Annotated in this window: 24 protein-coding genes; 1 reads left to right on the forward strand and 23 read right to left on the reverse strand. The window is 53.6% G+C overall.

All coding sequences use genetic code 11. The features are described 5' to 3' along the window. Window positions 1–9: 9 nt before the first annotated feature. The 21 genes from HMPREF0372_RS12910 to HMPREF0372_RS13005 all read right to left on the reverse strand — a co-directional run bounded on the left by HMPREF0372_RS12910 (window position 10) and on the right by HMPREF0372_RS13005 (window position 12,504). Entirely contained in the window at window positions 10–246 is a 237-nt protein-coding gene (locus HMPREF0372_RS12910; RefSeq protein WP_007493205.1) for a hypothetical protein, read from the reverse strand. A gap of 10 nt (window positions 247–256) precedes the next feature. After that, entirely contained in the window at window positions 257–1,216 is a 960-nt protein-coding gene (locus HMPREF0372_RS12915; RefSeq protein WP_007493207.1) for an NTF2 fold immunity protein, read from the reverse strand. A gap of 11 nt (window positions 1,217–1,227) precedes the next feature. Next, window positions 1,228–1,959, reverse strand: coding sequence for a DUF4241 domain-containing protein (locus HMPREF0372_RS12920; RefSeq protein ID WP_039997480.1), 732 nt, complete (start codon window positions 1,957–1,959; stop codon window positions 1,228–1,230). A gap of 221 nt (window positions 1,960–2,180) precedes the next feature. Then, complete coding sequence (locus HMPREF0372_RS12925; protein ID WP_007493212.1) at window positions 2,181–2,507, reverse strand: DUF5713 family protein; 327 nt, start codon at window positions 2,505–2,507, stop codon at window positions 2,181–2,183. A 16-nt stretch (window positions 2,508–2,523) separates the two neighbouring features. Next, the gene (locus tag HMPREF0372_RS12930) at window positions 2,524–3,069 is read right to left on the reverse strand and encodes a hypothetical protein (RefSeq protein ID WP_007493214.1); all 546 of its coding nucleotides are present in this window, start codon (window positions 3,067–3,069) and stop codon (window positions 2,524–2,526) included. Between the two features lie 35 nt (window positions 3,070–3,104). Next, complete coding sequence (locus tag HMPREF0372_RS12935) at window positions 3,105–3,659, reverse strand: SUKH-3 domain-containing protein (protein WP_007493216.1); 555 nt, start codon at window positions 3,657–3,659, stop codon at window positions 3,105–3,107. Window positions 3,660–3,685: 26 nt separating this feature from the next. Continuing rightward, entirely contained in the window at window positions 3,686–4,012 is a 327-nt protein-coding gene (locus HMPREF0372_RS12940) for a hypothetical protein (RefSeq protein WP_230979297.1), read from the reverse strand. Window positions 4,013–4,301: 289 nt separating this feature from the next. Beyond that, window positions 4,302–4,805 (reverse strand): DUF2004 domain-containing protein, encoded by a 504-nt coding sequence (locus HMPREF0372_RS12945; RefSeq protein ID WP_039997483.1) that lies wholly within the window; start codon window positions 4,803–4,805, stop codon window positions 4,302–4,304. Window positions 4,806–4,818: 13 nt separating this feature from the next. After that, window positions 4,819–5,658, reverse strand: a complete 840-nt coding sequence (locus tag HMPREF0372_RS12950; protein ID WP_007493226.1) for a DUF2262 domain-containing protein — start codon at window positions 5,656–5,658, stop codon at window positions 4,819–4,821. 14 nt (window positions 5,659–5,672) lie between these two features. Then, window positions 5,673–6,266: a hypothetical protein gene (locus HMPREF0372_RS12955; protein WP_007493227.1), complete on the reverse strand. Its 594-nt coding sequence runs from the start codon at window positions 6,264–6,266 to the stop codon at window positions 5,673–5,675. Window positions 6,267–6,279: 13 nt separating this feature from the next. Next, complete coding sequence (locus HMPREF0372_RS21445; protein ID WP_230979298.1) at window positions 6,280–6,591, reverse strand: hypothetical protein; 312 nt, start codon at window positions 6,589–6,591, stop codon at window positions 6,280–6,282. Window positions 6,592–6,651: 60 nt separating this feature from the next. After that, window positions 6,652–6,900, reverse strand: coding sequence for a hypothetical protein (locus HMPREF0372_RS21450; protein WP_007493232.1), 249 nt, complete (start codon window positions 6,898–6,900; stop codon window positions 6,652–6,654). Window positions 6,901–6,943: 43 nt separating this feature from the next. After that, entirely contained in the window at window positions 6,944–7,285 is a 342-nt protein-coding gene (locus HMPREF0372_RS12965; RefSeq protein ID WP_007493234.1) for a hypothetical protein, read from the reverse strand. Window positions 7,286–7,305: 20 nt separating this feature from the next. Next, window positions 7,306–7,455 (reverse strand): hypothetical protein, encoded by a 150-nt coding sequence (locus tag HMPREF0372_RS12970; RefSeq protein WP_007493235.1) that lies wholly within the window; start codon window positions 7,453–7,455, stop codon window positions 7,306–7,308. Window positions 7,456–7,474: 19 nt separating this feature from the next. Next, entirely contained in the window at window positions 7,475–8,062 is a 588-nt protein-coding gene (locus HMPREF0372_RS12975; protein WP_007493238.1) for a hypothetical protein, read from the reverse strand. A 45-nt stretch (window positions 8,063–8,107) separates the two neighbouring features. Further along, window positions 8,108–8,302 carry a hypothetical protein gene (locus tag HMPREF0372_RS12980; protein WP_007493240.1) on the reverse strand — a complete coding sequence of 65 codons (195 nt, stop codon included), beginning with the start codon at window positions 8,300–8,302 and terminating at the stop codon, window positions 8,108–8,110. A 41-nt stretch (window positions 8,303–8,343) separates the two neighbouring features. Next, entirely contained in the window at window positions 8,344–8,883 is a 540-nt protein-coding gene (locus tag HMPREF0372_RS12985) for a hypothetical protein (RefSeq protein WP_007493242.1), read from the reverse strand. A gap of 13 nt (window positions 8,884–8,896) precedes the next feature. Next, window positions 8,897–9,121 (reverse strand): Imm17 family immunity protein, encoded by a 225-nt coding sequence (locus HMPREF0372_RS12990; protein ID WP_007493244.1) that lies wholly within the window; start codon window positions 9,119–9,121, stop codon window positions 8,897–8,899. Window positions 9,122–9,138: 17 nt separating this feature from the next. Continuing rightward, entirely contained in the window at window positions 9,139–9,981 is an 843-nt protein-coding gene (locus tag HMPREF0372_RS12995) for a DUF2262 domain-containing protein (RefSeq protein ID WP_039997486.1), read from the reverse strand. Window positions 9,982–9,991: 10 nt separating this feature from the next. Next, window positions 9,992–11,374, reverse strand: a complete 1,383-nt coding sequence (locus tag HMPREF0372_RS20755) for a DUF6138 family protein (protein WP_007493248.1) — start codon at window positions 11,372–11,374, stop codon at window positions 9,992–9,994. A gap of 14 nt (window positions 11,375–11,388) precedes the next feature. Then, window positions 11,389–12,504, reverse strand: coding sequence for a hypothetical protein (locus HMPREF0372_RS13005; RefSeq protein ID WP_039997488.1), 1,116 nt, complete (start codon window positions 12,502–12,504; stop codon window positions 11,389–11,391). An 805-nt stretch (window positions 12,505–13,309) separates the two neighbouring features. Between HMPREF0372_RS13005 and HMPREF0372_RS13010 the strand changes: the two genes are divergently transcribed. After that, window positions 13,310–14,896 carry a tyrosine-type recombinase/integrase gene (locus tag HMPREF0372_RS13010; protein ID WP_039997490.1) on the forward strand — a complete coding sequence of 529 codons (1,587 nt, stop codon included), beginning with the start codon at window positions 13,310–13,312 and terminating at the stop codon, window positions 14,894–14,896. 143 nt (window positions 14,897–15,039) lie between these two features. Here HMPREF0372_RS13010 and HMPREF0372_RS13015 read toward each other — a convergent pair whose 3' ends face one another. Then, the gene (locus HMPREF0372_RS13015) at window positions 15,040–15,348 is read right to left on the reverse strand and encodes a hypothetical protein (protein ID WP_007493257.1); all 309 of its coding nucleotides are present in this window, start codon (window positions 15,346–15,348) and stop codon (window positions 15,040–15,042) included. A 55-nt stretch (window positions 15,349–15,403) separates the two neighbouring features. Beyond that, complete coding sequence (locus HMPREF0372_RS19330) at window positions 15,404–15,790, reverse strand: hypothetical protein (protein ID WP_080568044.1); 387 nt, start codon at window positions 15,788–15,790, stop codon at window positions 15,404–15,406. Between the last annotated feature and the right edge of the window lie 200 nt (window positions 15,791–15,990).

The raw sequence follows: 15,990 nt of genomic DNA on the forward strand, positions 1-15,990 counted from the left end.
GCAATCCTCTCATCCGTTCTTTTCCAGGTAGAATCCCCACACGCAGTTGGAGAACTCCCCGGCGGCAAAGCGGTGGATCTGCCCGTTGATCTCCACCTCATAGACATGAAACACTTTTTCCGTGCCGTAATGGGGATCGATGACCGCCGCTGTTTCCCGGCAGTCGCGCCAGCGGTATTGAAAGATATTTACGCCAAACAACGTACACTGCCCATCGAAACCGGATGTTTCAAATTTCCATGTCATTTCGTATCCCTCACAATCCCACGCGCTGCCAGCCGTCCAGCCGCTCCTGCACCGCGTCGATCTTCCAGCTCCCGTCCACACGCTTCATGAGGAAGCGACGGTCAAAGCCGGTGTTTTCCTCTCTGGTGTAGATGTAGAGCTTGTTCTTGGTGATCTGCTCCGCGTCCAGGAACCCTTCCCCCTTGTAGGTTCCCTGGGCGCTGTAAGAGAGTGCCAACGGCCGGTAGCCCGGACGGGGCTTTTCGCTCACATACCTCTCCCAGATCGCCAGAAGGCGGGGCGCAGCTTCGGAGTCCTCAAATCCGGCCTGCTCCATATATTGCTCCCATTCTGTCATCTCGGCAAAGAAAGCGGACAACACCCTGCGGCATTCCTCCGCCGCCTGCTCGTCCAGCACAGTGGGCTTTTTGGCCTTCTCCCGCTGGATATGGAAGAAGTGTTCCATCTGCGCCTTGGTGAATTGCTCATGGGCCACCGGCTCGATCCGGCTGTTCCCGGCGACGGCCAGCAGACCATCATAGGTAATTGCGGTATGGTCGATCTGGATGTGGGAGAGCTTGGGGATGGCGGCTGCCTGGAGCAGCCCGCCGTCGTCCAGCCCGGTGCGGTTGAGGGTCAAAAGATCCAGCTTGCAGTTTTGCAGGGCGGACAGGCCGCTGCCGTGGATGGCGGCGTTGCCGTCCAGCAGCAGATAGCGCAGCTTGGGCATGGCAGAAAAAATGGGAAAACAGGCGTCGGTGAGGGCGGCGTTTTCCACACCAAAGTTGACCATGCTTTTATGTCCGGCAAAGGCTGCAAGCAGTTCATCCGATACCGGGTAGTCCTTCACATGGAACCCCACCAGGGTGTAGCCAGCCAGTCGCTCTATTAGATTCATGGTCAGCTCCGGTACCTCAAACTGTTTTTCTCCATCCAGGGTCAGGACACCGCTTTCCCATGCTGCTGTCCGCGCCCGTTTTGGCCATTCCATCGCTTGCCTCCTTACGCCTGCTCCTTGTAGCAGGCTTCGATGTCGATGAACCGCACATACATGGCGCAAATTTCGCCCTTTGCGCCATAGCCGAAGTAGACGGGATAGTAGCCATCACCCCAGCCGGAGGAGAAGACAGGCAGGTTGCAGTCCGTGCCCGGTATCGTCCAGTTGAGCCAGTCGCCGTGGCTCTCCTGATACTTGGGATGGGCTTTGGCGTTTTCCTCCATCAAGTCGCAGAACAGGTCGTTGTAGGGGTCGATGTCCGGGTCCTCCTCCAGCCGCTTGGCCCAGTACCTCTTAAAGGCTGCCTGAGTTTGGATATCCGCAATGCACCCCATCCCGGCGTCTACGCCAAAGCCAAAATAATCGTCCTCGCCCAGTTCCTCCTCCAGATCCTCTTTGCCTGTCATGCCCAACTCATAGCGGACAGGCTTCTCCTGGCTGACCTCCACCTTGACACAGGCGTAGCGGTCGCCGTATTGTTCACTGGGTACCACGCAGATTTTTACTGGGTAAGTCCCGGCGGGGATTGTCTGTATAAAGGGCGGCGTGTCCTCCAGCTCCACCAGCGGATCGCAGGCGAAGATCTGCCCGGTGGGGAAATGGACGGGGCCGATGTCCAGCACATCCACCGCCATGTTCCCAATCAATTTTTCTGTAAAATGGGCCTCCAGGTCAGCTTTGCAGGCCAGTTTGTCCTTGGTGGATTCGTATTTGTTCAGCCATTCGGTCGTAGGCATATCAGCTTCCTCCTGTTGATTCAGTTCCTTTATGTACCCGCTCTTTGAGCCGTCCCAGTAGCAGTTCACACACCGGCCATTCTGAAAATGATGGGGACAATTCGGATAGCCATAGAGAATATGGGCACATTCCGGGCACAGTCCCATCATCTGTGAAGAGCCTTTGAAAAACAGGCTGCCGCACTCATCACAAACGGCCGGTTCTTTTTTCGCCATGGGTATCACCAGTCCCTTTCCCGGATGGCCTCCTCGGTGTCAATGGGGATATTGAACCACTCCAGAATGTAGGCCACGGTAACGCCGATGCAATCACGGGCCACCGTTTCGATCTCGCTGTCGTTCTCGTCAAACTCCTCCTGAAGATCATTGATGCCGCAGACTGCCTCATCCAGCGTTTCCTGTATCACTTCGGTGTCGGTTTCGCCGCTTTCCAGCAAGTCGATGACCTTCTGGAGCTCGTCCTTTACCCTGTCTACCAGAAAAGCAGGATAGTAATCATCCTGATACATCTCGTCCAACAGCTTATAATCCGGGTCAAATGCTTTCATCGTGATTGCTCCTTTCTCATTCAAACATCAAACCGTATGATTTGGTCAGGCTTCCGTCGTCCTCATGGAAAATACACTGATACAGGGGCTGGCGCTGTGTTGCTTTGCGGAACCTCTCCAGAACAGGAGCCAGCGCCTCACCGGTAGGGATACCGAGCACATCAGACACCCGCCGCAAGCTGCCCCTATCCATATCTTCCAAGTTACAGTTACGCTGCCTCTGCCCATATTCCTCCAGTGTTTTGGAATCCACATACTGCTTTGTATCACAGCAGTCATGCCAGCAGATACAGCTCACAAGCAGGGAAAAGAGATCGTCCATACTCTCAGCCAGACGGCCTGTCTCACCTTCGCTGCTGTAATAGCCGATGGAGCCATCCTCCAACAAGTGGTATTCTCCGCCGGAGCCATCTCTGGCAAATGCCATGCCGGGCAGTGTGAAGGTTGCTCGACCGTCCGCCTCATCCCTCGGGGACAACTCATCCAGCAGGAAGAAGTCAAAAAGCGAATCAAATTCCTCTGCCAAATTAGGATTTTCACGCAGTATTTTCAAATAATCCATAGCTATTTCCTCCAGTTATGATTGCGATTGATTTCTCATTGCTTCCCATCCAGCGCCTCCACGGTTTTCATGGCAGCGGAATCAAATATACACTGCCGCAAATCGCGCTCGATCAGGGCGAACACATCGGGAAAGCATTCAATCTCATCCTGATACTCATATTTCGCATACAGTTTCCCGTACTCGGAGATCCAAACCTCTGCCGGGTAGTAGTAGCCGATATGACCGATAGGCTGACACCGCTCACCGGCGGCCTGTTCGATCTCCGCCAGCTCACAGCCGGACATGTCCCGAAAATAGGCGTCCTCCAAATGATCTTTGATCCCGTTAACCAGGTAAGGAAACAAAGCAAATTCAAAGTCAGCCGCCCAGTTCATCTTTTTCTGCTCCAGGTACCACTCACAGCACAGACCGAAATACTTGCGGTAAAACCGCTGGACGGTCTTCATCATCGGGACGCCATGATCGGCGTAATACTGCTCCGCAATGGAGATGTCAACTTTTCGCCCTTCGTACCACCCGGCGTACTCCATCAGCTGCTTGACCTTGCTTTTGAGGTCGCCGGAGATTAGGGTGCGTTCTTTGATCATTCGAACCATCTCCTGTCTACTACAGATCAAAGTTCATTTGGATAGCCGATCTTATCCAGTCCTGCCTTGATTTCCTCCCACTCGCTGCGCCTGGGGTTCAGCGCGGCGACCAGTTCCTTTGTCACCGGCGCCCCGTCCGCAAGCCGGCGCACAGCTTCCAAAGGCAGGTCAGCGGGAAACCACTTCCCGTACTCCACATAGGTCTGTGCCTCGCCGTCGATTCTGGAGAGCAGGTCCCTGGACGCATCCTCGCCGTCCATCGGATTGCAGTGCCAGGCGATGCCATCTTCCGTCCAGACGCAGAAGGTGCTTTTCATCTTCTTGACCTCATGGCTGGTCATGAGCTTTTGCAAAGCGGTCGGCATCCCGTCGGTCAGGTCTTCGATTCAGGGGAGTTTTTCTCCTAGTCGTAGAGTTCGGAGTCCACACCGTTGATGACGCAGCCTTCGGGCGCAAACAGGACAATCATGCTTTGGCCGCTGCCATCGGTGGCAAAAAATGCTTCCCTGCCTTCGGCAGACGCATTGCTCTGGGATACTGGTTCCTTTGCACAGCGTCGTTTCCCCCCCGACAGTCTTTATACCATTGCAGGCGGATCTGCTGGATCAAAAGCGTGGGCAAGTGTTCCGCCCTTTTTTTTCATCAGCTCTCATGGGTAATGCAGAAAATCTCCTTGTTCAAGTCAAAGTAAACCACCATCAGCTCGTCGGTGATTTCCGGGTTGAAAGACAGGTCCAGAATAAAGGCTTGCTGGCCGGTTTCGCCATCCACCAAGCTGCCAAAACGCTTGAGCCGCAAAAAGTCCACCATCTCGATAAAGGACAGCTTGGCCGGATCGGTTCCCGGAAAAAGATCAGCCGCGATATCAGAGCCTACATCGTCCCGGTGGAACTGCATGAAAAAGGTCACGAGGTCGTGGTAGGGGGCGCCTTGGTCCGACAGCGCCGCTTTGATGGCGGCCTTGGCCTTTTCCGCCAATGTCTCCGCCTCATCCAGCATTTCGCCCACCGCGTCCATGGCAGAAGGATTGTCGGTCAGTTCCTCATCTACATCAAAGAGAAAGGGCAGTCCCGTGTCCTCGGAAAAGGTAAAGATTTCCTCGCTGGGCGTGTATTCAAAATCAATGCGTTTACTGTTCAGTTTCATCAAGCTATCCTCCTTATCCTGCAAGGTTAGCATAGGTAATGCCCTTCTTCAAAGAGCCGCTAACCTCTACCGCATGGCCCCAGAACATATCGTCATCGTTATAATAGGCGGTAAAACGGCCGCCGGGAGAAACGGAAACCTCGGTGAGCAGGATGCGCTGGGCAAACTCCTCCTCCGTGATGGGGGCTGTTTCCGGGTCACGGGCGCTTTCCTCATCCTGGGAAAGCCAGTTGTTGGCAAGCCCAGTCAGGTTTTTGGCCGCAAAGTCCCGCATGGCCTTGTCCCAGGTTTCCTGATCTGTAACCAGCCTCTTGGCGGCGTTGCGGGCGCGAGTCCATGAGGGCTTGCTCTCAGCATTGACCTCCAGAGAAAGGCGTACATCCTTTCCGCACCACTGGATCTCACCCTCAAAGGCATCATAGTCCTTATCCAGCGTCAGCTCACCCAGCACTTCGTCCTGGATCACCACCGGCTTGTGGTACTCGTCCAGAATGGCCTGAAGCTCCGGGCAGTCCTCATGAGCCCTGACCACCTCGGAGATGCACCAGGGCCGCGCCACCAGGTTTTGCGCCCATTCTTCCTTCATCCGGCGGATCTTCAGACGGCAGATCTGCTCGTTGCGAAAGCGTCCCCAGCCCCTTTCGCCGTCCCGCTCCTCGTTGGTGACCGGCCACTCCAGCCGCTCCTCTTTGGGGCTGACCTTACCGGTGTCACAGAACACCATGCCCAGCGTTACAACGGTCATTCCCCAAAAGTCTCCCTTGTTGTGATATCCTCCCCCGATACAGCGCTTGATCAGAGCGACCACTTCCTGCTCCTTAGGCTCGTACATCCCATAGAATTCCTCAAACATGGGCGCAACCTCCTTTACAGTCCTTCCAAAACCGCCGCAATCTTGGGGAGAAACTCCGGAGAAACTTCCTGTTCCAGTGCTCCTCGGTAGGCCAGCACCGCCTGCCAGGAGTAGTAATAGAAGCTGTAGAACAAGTCCGCGGGGAAGACCTCGTCCTCCTCGTAGCGCATCTCATCTTCTTCCTCGTCGTATTCCTCTGACCACAGGTATTCTTCTTTCAGCAGATCAGAGAAGCAGGGGAGGGGAGAGGCGTGTTCCATCTCATCTCCATCGTGGAAGCACTGGAGGATGCAGGCAAAGAAGTCCAGCAGCTTCCCGGCAAGGAAGCGAGCCACGGGGTTCTGGCCGCTCTCCATGAGGGCCTTCTCCAGAATCCGGCTCAGGAACACCGTGCCGAAGGGGGTGGCGTGCCACAGGGTGCCCTGGTGCTCCAGGTTGGTGGTGAACACGTAGAGGGACTTTTTGACTGACGCCAAATCACGCATCTGTTCCAGGACTGTCAGGTGAGCGGGAAAATCCGTCCCCCGGCCATAGGCGGTGGTGAGCCGATGCCACGGGACATCAGCGACCTTGAGCTGGCGGATGTAGGTTTTGTTTTCTTCTGTCATGTCGTTGCCCTCCTTATCCCGCTGTCTGACTGCGGTACATCTTCTCCAGCGTGGTGTACCACCGTTTCAGCATGGTTTCCAGACTGGTTTTCCCGCTGCGATCTGTAAAAACAAGAAACTTTTGCAGCAGTCTGGGGAACAGATATTTGCCCGCTTTTGTCAGGTCCTGATTGAGATAGACCATCCGAAGGATACGGCCTTGCTGGTCCAAAGGGTTCTTTTTCAGCAGTTCCTTGTCAAAGCAGAACCGAAGGAACACCACATTCTCATCATAGAAGTCCTCCACCACAGCCGCGCCAATGCTGGTGTATGTGATGTCGTACACCAAACGGCTCCAGTCAAATTTCTCGGCATAGAGCAGTTTCAGCGCCTTCTCCCAGTGTTCCTACGGGATCACCAGCATCCTGTGCTGGGCGGTGCCGGAGTAGCCGCGGTAGACGGGTTCCGGCTGCCCCAGCAGTTCGCTCACACTGTCGGCATAGACGAAGCACAGTTCCTCATCGAACAGGCCGCCGATAAAGTTGCCGTTGCAGTACAGCATATAGTTCTTGAACTTGGCGGGAGAAAAAGAGAGGTTGTATTCCTGCGAGTCCAGGATTTTATATACCTTGTTCAGAAAGTCTATTGATATCATGGCATTGCTCCTTATCCTTCAAACCCACCCTCGATCATAGGACTTACTTCCTCTGCTGCTTTACTTGATAGGGAACGGTTCGGCCCAGCACCCGGCCCTTGCCAACGGAATTGGCCCCCTCATAAATCAAGAATTCCGCATTGTGTTCCAGCGGGCCGTAGTCCACAGTATCCGGGTAGAGGGGCTGGGCATTCCCCAATGCCGGTTCATCAAATACACACTCGGTTCCATCCAGGAAGCATACACCCAGATACTCAGCGGTTCCCACGACTACAAAATGGGGGCTATACTTTCCGCTGACCAGGCTGGGGGGAGCCTTTCGTTTGCCGATCCAAAAGATGACCTCCACATGGAGCACCGCCCGGTTTTCATCTGTCCCGATCATGCCAGTCCCTCCATTCCAGCTTACTCTCCGAATCGCTCGGCAGCATCCTGATAGACGGTGATGCTCTTTGCCACTTTCTTTTTCTGGCTGCGAATGTGGAAGTAGCCCCGCAGAACGCGCTTCAGTTCCGGGTTTTCCACCTTGCGGGGCAGTTGTTCCAAAGCCATCATTGGCTTACTCCTTTTTAATCTATCCCACAATGGTGGTTGCCTTGACGGTCAGATTTTCGAAATCCATAGCGATCAGCTTCTCGGCGGCCTGTGGGGTACACATGAACCAGGTGCTCACGCCCCAGGCGTCCATCCTTGTGACGGTGAAGAAGTCAGTTTGGGCAGAAGTAGGTTCTCTTGCGTCAATATAGTAGTCGGAGTAGAGATACACCAGATCCACCTCCCGCTCCGGAAGCCACCTGGCCCGGCGCGCCCGGAGCTTGCCGCTTTTCAGTGTCTTCTCTCTGGGATTCTCGAACCACTTCAGCTCCTTGATCTTCAGGCCGGTGAAGGTATCCATCAGCCGCTGGGCGATCTCCCGGTGGGTAAACACCCCGCAGTTCCAGGGGCCCATCAGCCAGGTCATGATAAAGTCACCCACCTTGCTGCCGGGAGCAGGGGGCCCATAGACGCTCTCATCCGCCCACATGACTTCCATCTTTTCGCATTGATCAGGCTGGGGACAGGACCGCTTGTTGCCGTAGCGGTACATGATATTCACATAGCCGTAGTCCTTGCCGGTCCGGTCATGCCCGACGGATTCTATTTTATAAGCGGTTATGGACATTGCAACTCCACCTCCTGGGCCAGTGCAAAGTCATTAGGGTTTATCCTAATCAAGTTGATCCTGCACCTCTTTGGGCAGGTCATTCCACAAAATATCATATGTAAACTCCCGGATCTCCGGATAACACTCCCGCGCGGTCTGTTCCGCAATATTCCGGTCGAGATAGTGCATCTCCTGGTGGAAAAACCAGTTGAGCTTTTCCATGAGCCGGTAGAGACGGATCTGTTCTTCCTGGGTCATGGGGTACCTCCTTAGATTGTCGGAGGATGGAACGGCTGTACTCATGCCAGCTCCGCATCCAAAATCTGTACTTGTTTTCCTTCCTCGTTCACATAGTAAAGCGCAATGTAGTCAATGCCATCCCGCTTGACCTGCTCCCAGGGCATCCGTCTGCCGCTGAGCAGTTCCACGGTATCCGCCTCGTCCGCCTCGAAACCCTCTTTTTCATCCTCATAGTCAATGCTGTAGCCCAGCTCCAGCACTAGTTTGGAGGCGGGGATCTCATACCGCTTAAGGGGGCGGTGTTCCAATTCAGCCGGATCATGTTCATCACAGAACAGATTGTCATAGCCATGCCGCCCGCCGTCGAAGATAATGAACGCCTCGCCGCTCTCCGGGTCACGGGCCGCCACCAGTCCGGGGGCCTCGTCACTATCTACAATATAGGATTGAGGCTCCCCCTTCACTGTAAGCAAGTCTCCGTAGTACCACACCTCCAGCAGTTCATTGCCGGTGGTGGAACACAATGTCACGGTGGGCAGACGCTTCTCGGCCCACTCCTTCACATGGCCGGTGAGCCAGGTAGGATATTTTTCAGTCATCGTTTCGGCCTCCTTACAACATCCAAGACATAACACTGGTCACAATCAGCACGATCCCCAGCAAGAAGAATATCACCCGCCGGGAGCCGCGGCCATAGCGGTGGGAGTCCGGCTTGCCGGTGGGGTCGCAGAGCCAGTTCCAGTTCATGATCGCACCAATCAGCAGGACAGCGCCGATGATCAGTGTCACCCAGCTCCAATGCTCCTGCAAAAAGGCTGTAATCTGCTCACTGTTCATTCAGGTTTCTCCTCTCTTTATCCCTGCATATCCGCACCAATGGGCCCCTTTTTCAGTATTCCATCCACAGTGACCACATGGCCCCAGAACATATCGTCGTCCTCATACCAGGCGGTAAAACGCCCGCCGGGAGATACTGTAAACTCGGTGAGCAGGATGCGCCGGGCGAACTCCTCCTCGGTGATGGGGTCCTTCTCCGGGGCCCGGTCGGTCTGGTCATTGTCTGCCAGCCATTCGTTGGCCTGAGCAGTGAGCGTCTGAGCAGCCATCGCCCGTAGGGACTTGTCCCAGACTTCCTGATCTGCCAACAGGTTCTTCATCACATTGGTGACGCGGGTCCAGGACGCTTTCTTTTCAATCTCCACATCCAACGAGATCCGGACTTCTTTCCCCATCCACTGGCAGGTTCCATCGAATGTGCTCATCTCACGATCCAGCGTGAGTGTCCCCAGCACTTCATCTTCCAAAAGGATGGGCTTTGTGTACTCCGCCCAGATCTCCTCCAGTGCCGGACAGGTTACACCTTCCTCCAGTACCTCCGTGACATACCACTGGGGTTCACTGAGGGCGTCGCCTTTCCAGCCGCGGGTCTTGATCCGATAGATGTTGCCCTTGGCAAACCGCTTGGAATAGTCACCGGATTCCCTTTCCTTGTCCGTCAGCGGCCAGCTCAGGCAGCATCGGCCGGAGAGCACCTGTCCGGTCTGGACATCCGCCATGGCGAGGGCATGGGTATGCGCCGTCCAGAAAGTATCCAGAAAGGTCTTGTCCGCGCTGGTGCCGCTTTGGATCAGCACCAGCTTTTCCTCATCTTCCGGGGCGTACAGGGCAATAAAGTCCTTGACTTTTCTTTTTTTCATGGTGTTCTCCTCACGCAAATACCTGCCGGTATTTCTCTCTCAATTCTTCTGGGGCCGCTTTGATGACCTTGCTGCCACCGTTTTCGGAGGACGGACCCCAGATGGCCCAGAGTAGGCTCTGCCAAGCGATGGCCCGGAATTTCGGGTCCTTATTTTCTTCTGACAGGAGATAAGCGGAAAAGCGGCACTTGACTGCCAGTAGAGCATCCAGGCTTTCCGCATTGGCAATCAGACTGCGGAATTCCTTGGCAGGCTTCATCCACTGCATAGACAATGCGCCCCGAACCAATACCCCCAGTGTCCATGGTTGAAAACCAAACTTCCGGATAAAGGCATGAAGGAATTTCTCTTGCAGGGAGGAGTGCTCGTCGTCGCAGAGATCCAGATACTCCGTCACGAGCGGTGCCCACTGTTCTCCTTCCAGTCCCAGAGCAAACACGGCGAAGGTTCCGGGCATGGCGCAGGATTCATCGGAGAGGTTGTTGTACCATTCATACTCCCGCATGGCCAGCCGTGCATACCGCTCAATATCGGCGTGTAATCTGGGGTATTGGACAGCACAGGCAAAGAACTGATTAACGCCCTTTTTAGGAAGTCCAGGAATGGGCAGATAGTTTTTCTCTGAGCCACGGAACTCCACCGAGTAACTGCGGGGGAATTCCTCCTGCTCCAGCACCGCGCACAGATAGTCCAAGACTTCCGCATAGCACTCCTCTGTGCAGTCCCTGGCGGTGATGCGGACGGTGGCAAACGCATCATTGGCCGAGGCGGTCAGGTGCTTTGTTTTCCGCGTTTGGATGTTAGGCGGCAATTTGCCGCTGCCATTGGTTTTCAGTTCTTTTACCATGTCGGGACGGAGCTGGGAAACCAGGCCGAGGATGTGTTCGGTTTTGAGAGACTCAAAACTCTGCCCATACACGGTGTGGCAGACTGCCACATAGCAGGCAAAGCGCAGCAGCCCTTCGTCCACATCCTCCAGGCGCAATTCCGGACACACCGTGCAGGGCGGAAAGACGGTAAACCCATCTTCCCGCTCTCCCACAAGGAAGAACCGCTCCTGCACCTGCTTTTCTATGTACTTCTCCAACTCATAGCGGATCTCCTCCCAGCAAACCAGCCGCCGCATGGCATCGCAGAGGGAAACCGCATCCTCGCAGGGAAATCCCTTCAGCGGCAGTCGGGAAAGATACCGCTCCAGCAGCTGATCAGGGAGAAAGGGCGTTCCGTTGTGGTTTCGCACCACGGTCGGGTAATCGGAGTGATTTTCACGAGCAGTACCGTCCAGAACATCCTGGATGCAGAGATCCGCCTCCGCCAGCACCTCTGGAGAAGTATCCGGCTTGTGGATTAGGTAGTAGCGGCCCTTCACGCCGTCACGCTTTGGCAAACTCATCGCATGCGCTCCTCTCAGGTTTGCTGATGCTGCATGGATAGGATTTGGCAATCCGGACAGAACTCCACATAGAGCGTTCCCTCCGCACAGTCATACACCGTATCCCACTGGATCTGGGCCAGATACTTCATGGGCTTTCGGCAGTGGGGGCAGATGGTATATTCCGCGTCCTGCACCCAGTTGGCAAAGCCGCCAATGGTGTTCACATCGTCGCAGGCGGCGCCGTAAAACAGGGGCACAGGTGTTTTGGCCAGCACAAAAGAATTTTCGGTGAGTGCCTTATAGTCCTCTGGCCGGACATAGCATTTTATCCCCTCCGCCCCGTCAAAGAGCTCCGAGGGAAAGACCTCCACGCCGCCGTCCAGGGTAAAGCGGTTGAAGGCGGGGCCTTTCAGGAAGCCCACGCAGTTGGGACAGCAGGTGGCTGTCAGAATACCGTCCAGCCCCAAGAACTTCAGCCGCTCATCCCGCCCATCCAGCACCAGCAGATCCACCATATGCCCGCCACAGTGGGGACAGGTGTCCTCCCGTGCCCGCCCGATGCGAACGGGAGACGCTTCGCCGGTCGCCCCCTTGACCATAGGATAGCAGGTATTGAAGTTGAGCTGCGTCCGATGGCCATCCTTATCAAAGGTCCAGCCGCCACACTGGGCATAGCTGGACGGATCCACATAGAGACTCTTGCGCCAGGGCCGGGGGTTCCGCTCCAGTTCCAGCAGAGTCTCCATTGCCTTGTCATCTCCCTGGAAGGCAAGGCAGGACATCAGTTCGGCAGCATTTTGGGAGCTATCCGTTTCCAGTAAAGCGGTGATCAGCGCATCCCGTACATCATCCGGTGCTCCGTAATAGAGTTCGCAGGGATAGAATCCCTCTACAGCCAGTGCTGCCCGTTGGATCTCCGGGGTAATGGCATCCCGGTAGCCTAAAAGCTGCCAGAAGTCGGTAAACTCCGGGTCTTCCATATCCGCCAGCCGCTGGATATTCTGAATCAGATTTTTCTGCTTCTCTGCGATTTGTTCCGGCATCCATCCCAGCGCGGTTTTTCGGCTTTTCTCGCACTCGCATTTCCAGCACAGTCCCTCGTAACCCAAGGGTGTCCCACAGCCGAGGCAGGTGTATTTCAGGCTCATATTCTCGGACTCCTTTTCGAAGATAGAAAAGCGCCCTGCGATAACCTGTCACTTAGACAGGTTATCGCAAGGCGCAAAAAGGCCGCAAGAAAGAAACCACATCCACCCCCAGATGTGGTTTCCGCCACACACAAAATCCATTTTTATATAGAAATAAAGTTATCTTTAACTGATTCGTGTGCATCTCCCAAAAACTTCCGCCTACATCACGCATGATCCCATGCGTACAGTGTAAGTTGCTTGTGATACTTTTATATATGGTTAGTTGCTTCTTTCAAACCATAAGGTCGGATGGTTCTTTTCCATCATACCTAATTACATGGAAATTATCAACTAAAACTTGAATTGATAAAATCCCAGAAACTGTTCTCTGTTAGGAAAACACATAGATGATGACTGACAACGGGCGTACCAATTTTTAGCACGCAATATACAAAGAATAAGCACTATAAAGCATATTCAAAAAAGCCCTTGAGACATACTATCAAGAGATGAGTAAAAAAGTGGGCTACAAACAAGCTCCAATTCTCCAAGAATTCAATTATTGCAAGAGAAATCAAAGCCTTTATGCCTATTTTTGAGTGTTTTTCGTGCTTTTGTTTTTTTAAAGAATTCTCGTCGCTGCTTATGATGGTCAATTTTTGTAAAAATGTATATATTTTGGTTTATCACAGAAAAATTTTTGATTGATTGCCACTGTGTTCGCTACCCCAAATGATAACTTTTTTGATAACAGTTCGCCGTGCCCCTGGATAGTTCTCTCTTTCTGGGATATGTTGTGTTGCTGCAAAGGAGGTACATCATCATGGCAAAACGCAGGCCATCCGGCGACGGCATGGTACGAAAAAAGGAAGACGGCAGCTGGGAGGGCCGGGTGGTCATCGGCTACGATGAAAAGAACCTTCCCAAGACCAAGAATGTCTTGGCCAAGACAAAGAGCGAATGCGTAGAGAAGCTGAAGCAGTTGCAGGAGCAGTACGCTCCACCCAAGTCAGACAAGATTAAGCTCGAAATGCCCTTCGGAGAGTGGATGGACTTCTGGTATCAGAACTACTCTAAGCCGAAGCTTCGACCCACCACCCGTTCGGGCTATGAGGGCAGGATCTATCGGCACATTATCTCGGAACTGGGAAACATCCCTCTGGATCAGCTGACACAGAATGACCTGCAGCAGTTCTACGCCCGACTGAAAAAGAGCGGACGGCTCCTCCACGCGGAACACTACGGCAAGGGGCTGTCCGACCGCATGGTGCGGGCCTGCCACATGAACTGCCGGTCCGCTTTGGAGAAGGCAGTGCAGGAGGGGCTGATCCGCATGAACCCCGCCGTCGGATGCAAGCTGCCGCCCAAGAAAGCACGGGAGATGCAGGTGCTGACCCGTGAGGAGATCCAGCGGTTTCTGATCCACGCAAAGGCGGAGGGGTACTTCGAGCTGTTCCTGCTGGAACTGACCACCGGCCTGCGGCGGGGAGAACTGCTGGCCCTGCAATGGGATGACCTGAATCTGGAGACCGGAGAACTACAAGTCACCAAGCAGGTCTACCGGACAAAGGAGGACGGGCTCCTGATTTCCAAGCCCAAAACGAAATCCTCCATCCGCACGGTCAGCCTGCCTCCGACGCTTCTGAACATTCTGAAAGAGTACAAGGAGAGCGTAAACTCCCGGTGGATGTTCCCCGCGCCGGTGAAGGAGGACTCGCCTCTGGACCCGGCCTACATCAGAACGCGGCTACACCTCATCCTGGAACACGCCCAGTGTAAGCAAATTCGTTTCCATGATTTACGGCATACCTTTGCCACCATCGCTCTTGGAAACGGGATGGATGTGAAGACCCTCTCTGCCATGCCGGGCCATGTTTCGGCGGCCACCACGCTGGACATCTACACCCACATCACAAATCCCATGCGGTCTGAGGCAGCGGCCAAAATCGACCAGAAAATAGGGAAAGCGGCTCCGCAGGAATTACCTGCGGAGCCGCAAGAGAAGCGGACGATGACCACATTCCAGCCCTATGCAGGAAGGAAACGGAAGCCCGGCACCGGCTGTATCACCCAGATCAGCGAAAACTGCTGGGAGGGACGCTACTCCCCAATGTGGCCGGACGGCAAAAAGCACTCCCGTAATGTGTACGCTAAAACACGGGAGGAGTGTGAGGCGCTCCTGCCTGGGCTAATCGAACAGATGAAGGCGGAGATCAAGGCCATCAAGGAGAGCAGAAACCTGGATGCTATTCCGGACGGGATCAGTGAGAAGAAGAAAGTCATCGCCGCCTATATGCGGGAGCATCCGGAGGTTACCAGCAAGAGCGCCATCGCCAAGGCGGTGGGGACAGACAGGAACACGGTACGGAAATATTATGACGAGATTCGTAGTGAGTTGGGGCTGAAATAAACTCAGAAATTGCGGCGCATAAACAAAGATACCCCCTCTGGAGTTCGCTCCAGAGGGGGTTTGGTCGGAATGTAATGATAGGACTTGGAAAAATCCAGTCATATCAATGATTTGGAAGCAGCAGGCAAAAGGTTTTTATCCTATCAAATGCGATAGTCAGAAAGATCATCCGGCTTTTCGGCAAATGATTTTGTCTGATCGACTTCTTTTCCAAATTGCACCTTAATGCGCTCGTTCACATGTGCATCAAGGATTTTTACTACTTTCACATCTTCTTCTCTGACAGGAATTGTAGCAATATCATTCTTTTCACCGCACTGAGGAAAATTAACCAACCAATATCCGTTGATGTTTTCTGGTTCAGTGATCCACCCTTGCATGCCTTTATGAACACCATCTCTTGCGTACATTTCTTTTTCGACGATAACTTCTACATGATCCATGTATGTCATATTATTTACCTCTGTATGGTGTATTCAGTTTTATCTGTCCGTTGGGTTTCACCATCTAACCTGTGACAAAAGAAATATCGCCGAAGCCATTTTTCCTTGGAATAGTTACTCTGATATTGATTCTTTGTCCAAACATATTTAGCTTTCCAAGCTCATATTGCCCAGAGAGATATCTTTCCCTCCCTTGCCGTTCTATCTCTGCTTGCAGCCATCTTGCATCGTCAACAGTATATCCCCATTCTTTGAAGAGTTTTTCTTTATTGTGTGTCTGCAGACCGGTTGTGTTAAATAAATAGGGATCAAATTTACCATAATCGCTGTATACTGAAACATTACCAAACACTACAGCGTACGGAATAAGATCCAGTGTGCAATGGCAAAAAGGATGATGCGGACAAGGCGGGGCTTTTTCTTCCTGAAACCAACAGCCATCCAGCCTCAAACATTCCTCGCAGTGCGTTTTGCCCTCTGAATGGTGCGTCCATTGGACCCAGTTTGGCTACTCTGCCGTTTTCTGCGGCAGCAGCTTTCCTGTATGTCGTTTGTAGTATATCATATTTCCACCTATCATGTAAAATCAGACTTCTACATATAGGCAGCAAAAAGAAAGATAAGGTACAATAATTTTCGCAAATTGAAAAG

The sequence above is a fragment of the Flavonifractor plautii ATCC 29863 genome (assembly GCF_000239295.1).
Taxonomy (GTDB): domain Bacteria; phylum Bacillota; class Clostridia; order Oscillospirales; family Oscillospiraceae; genus Flavonifractor; species Flavonifractor plautii.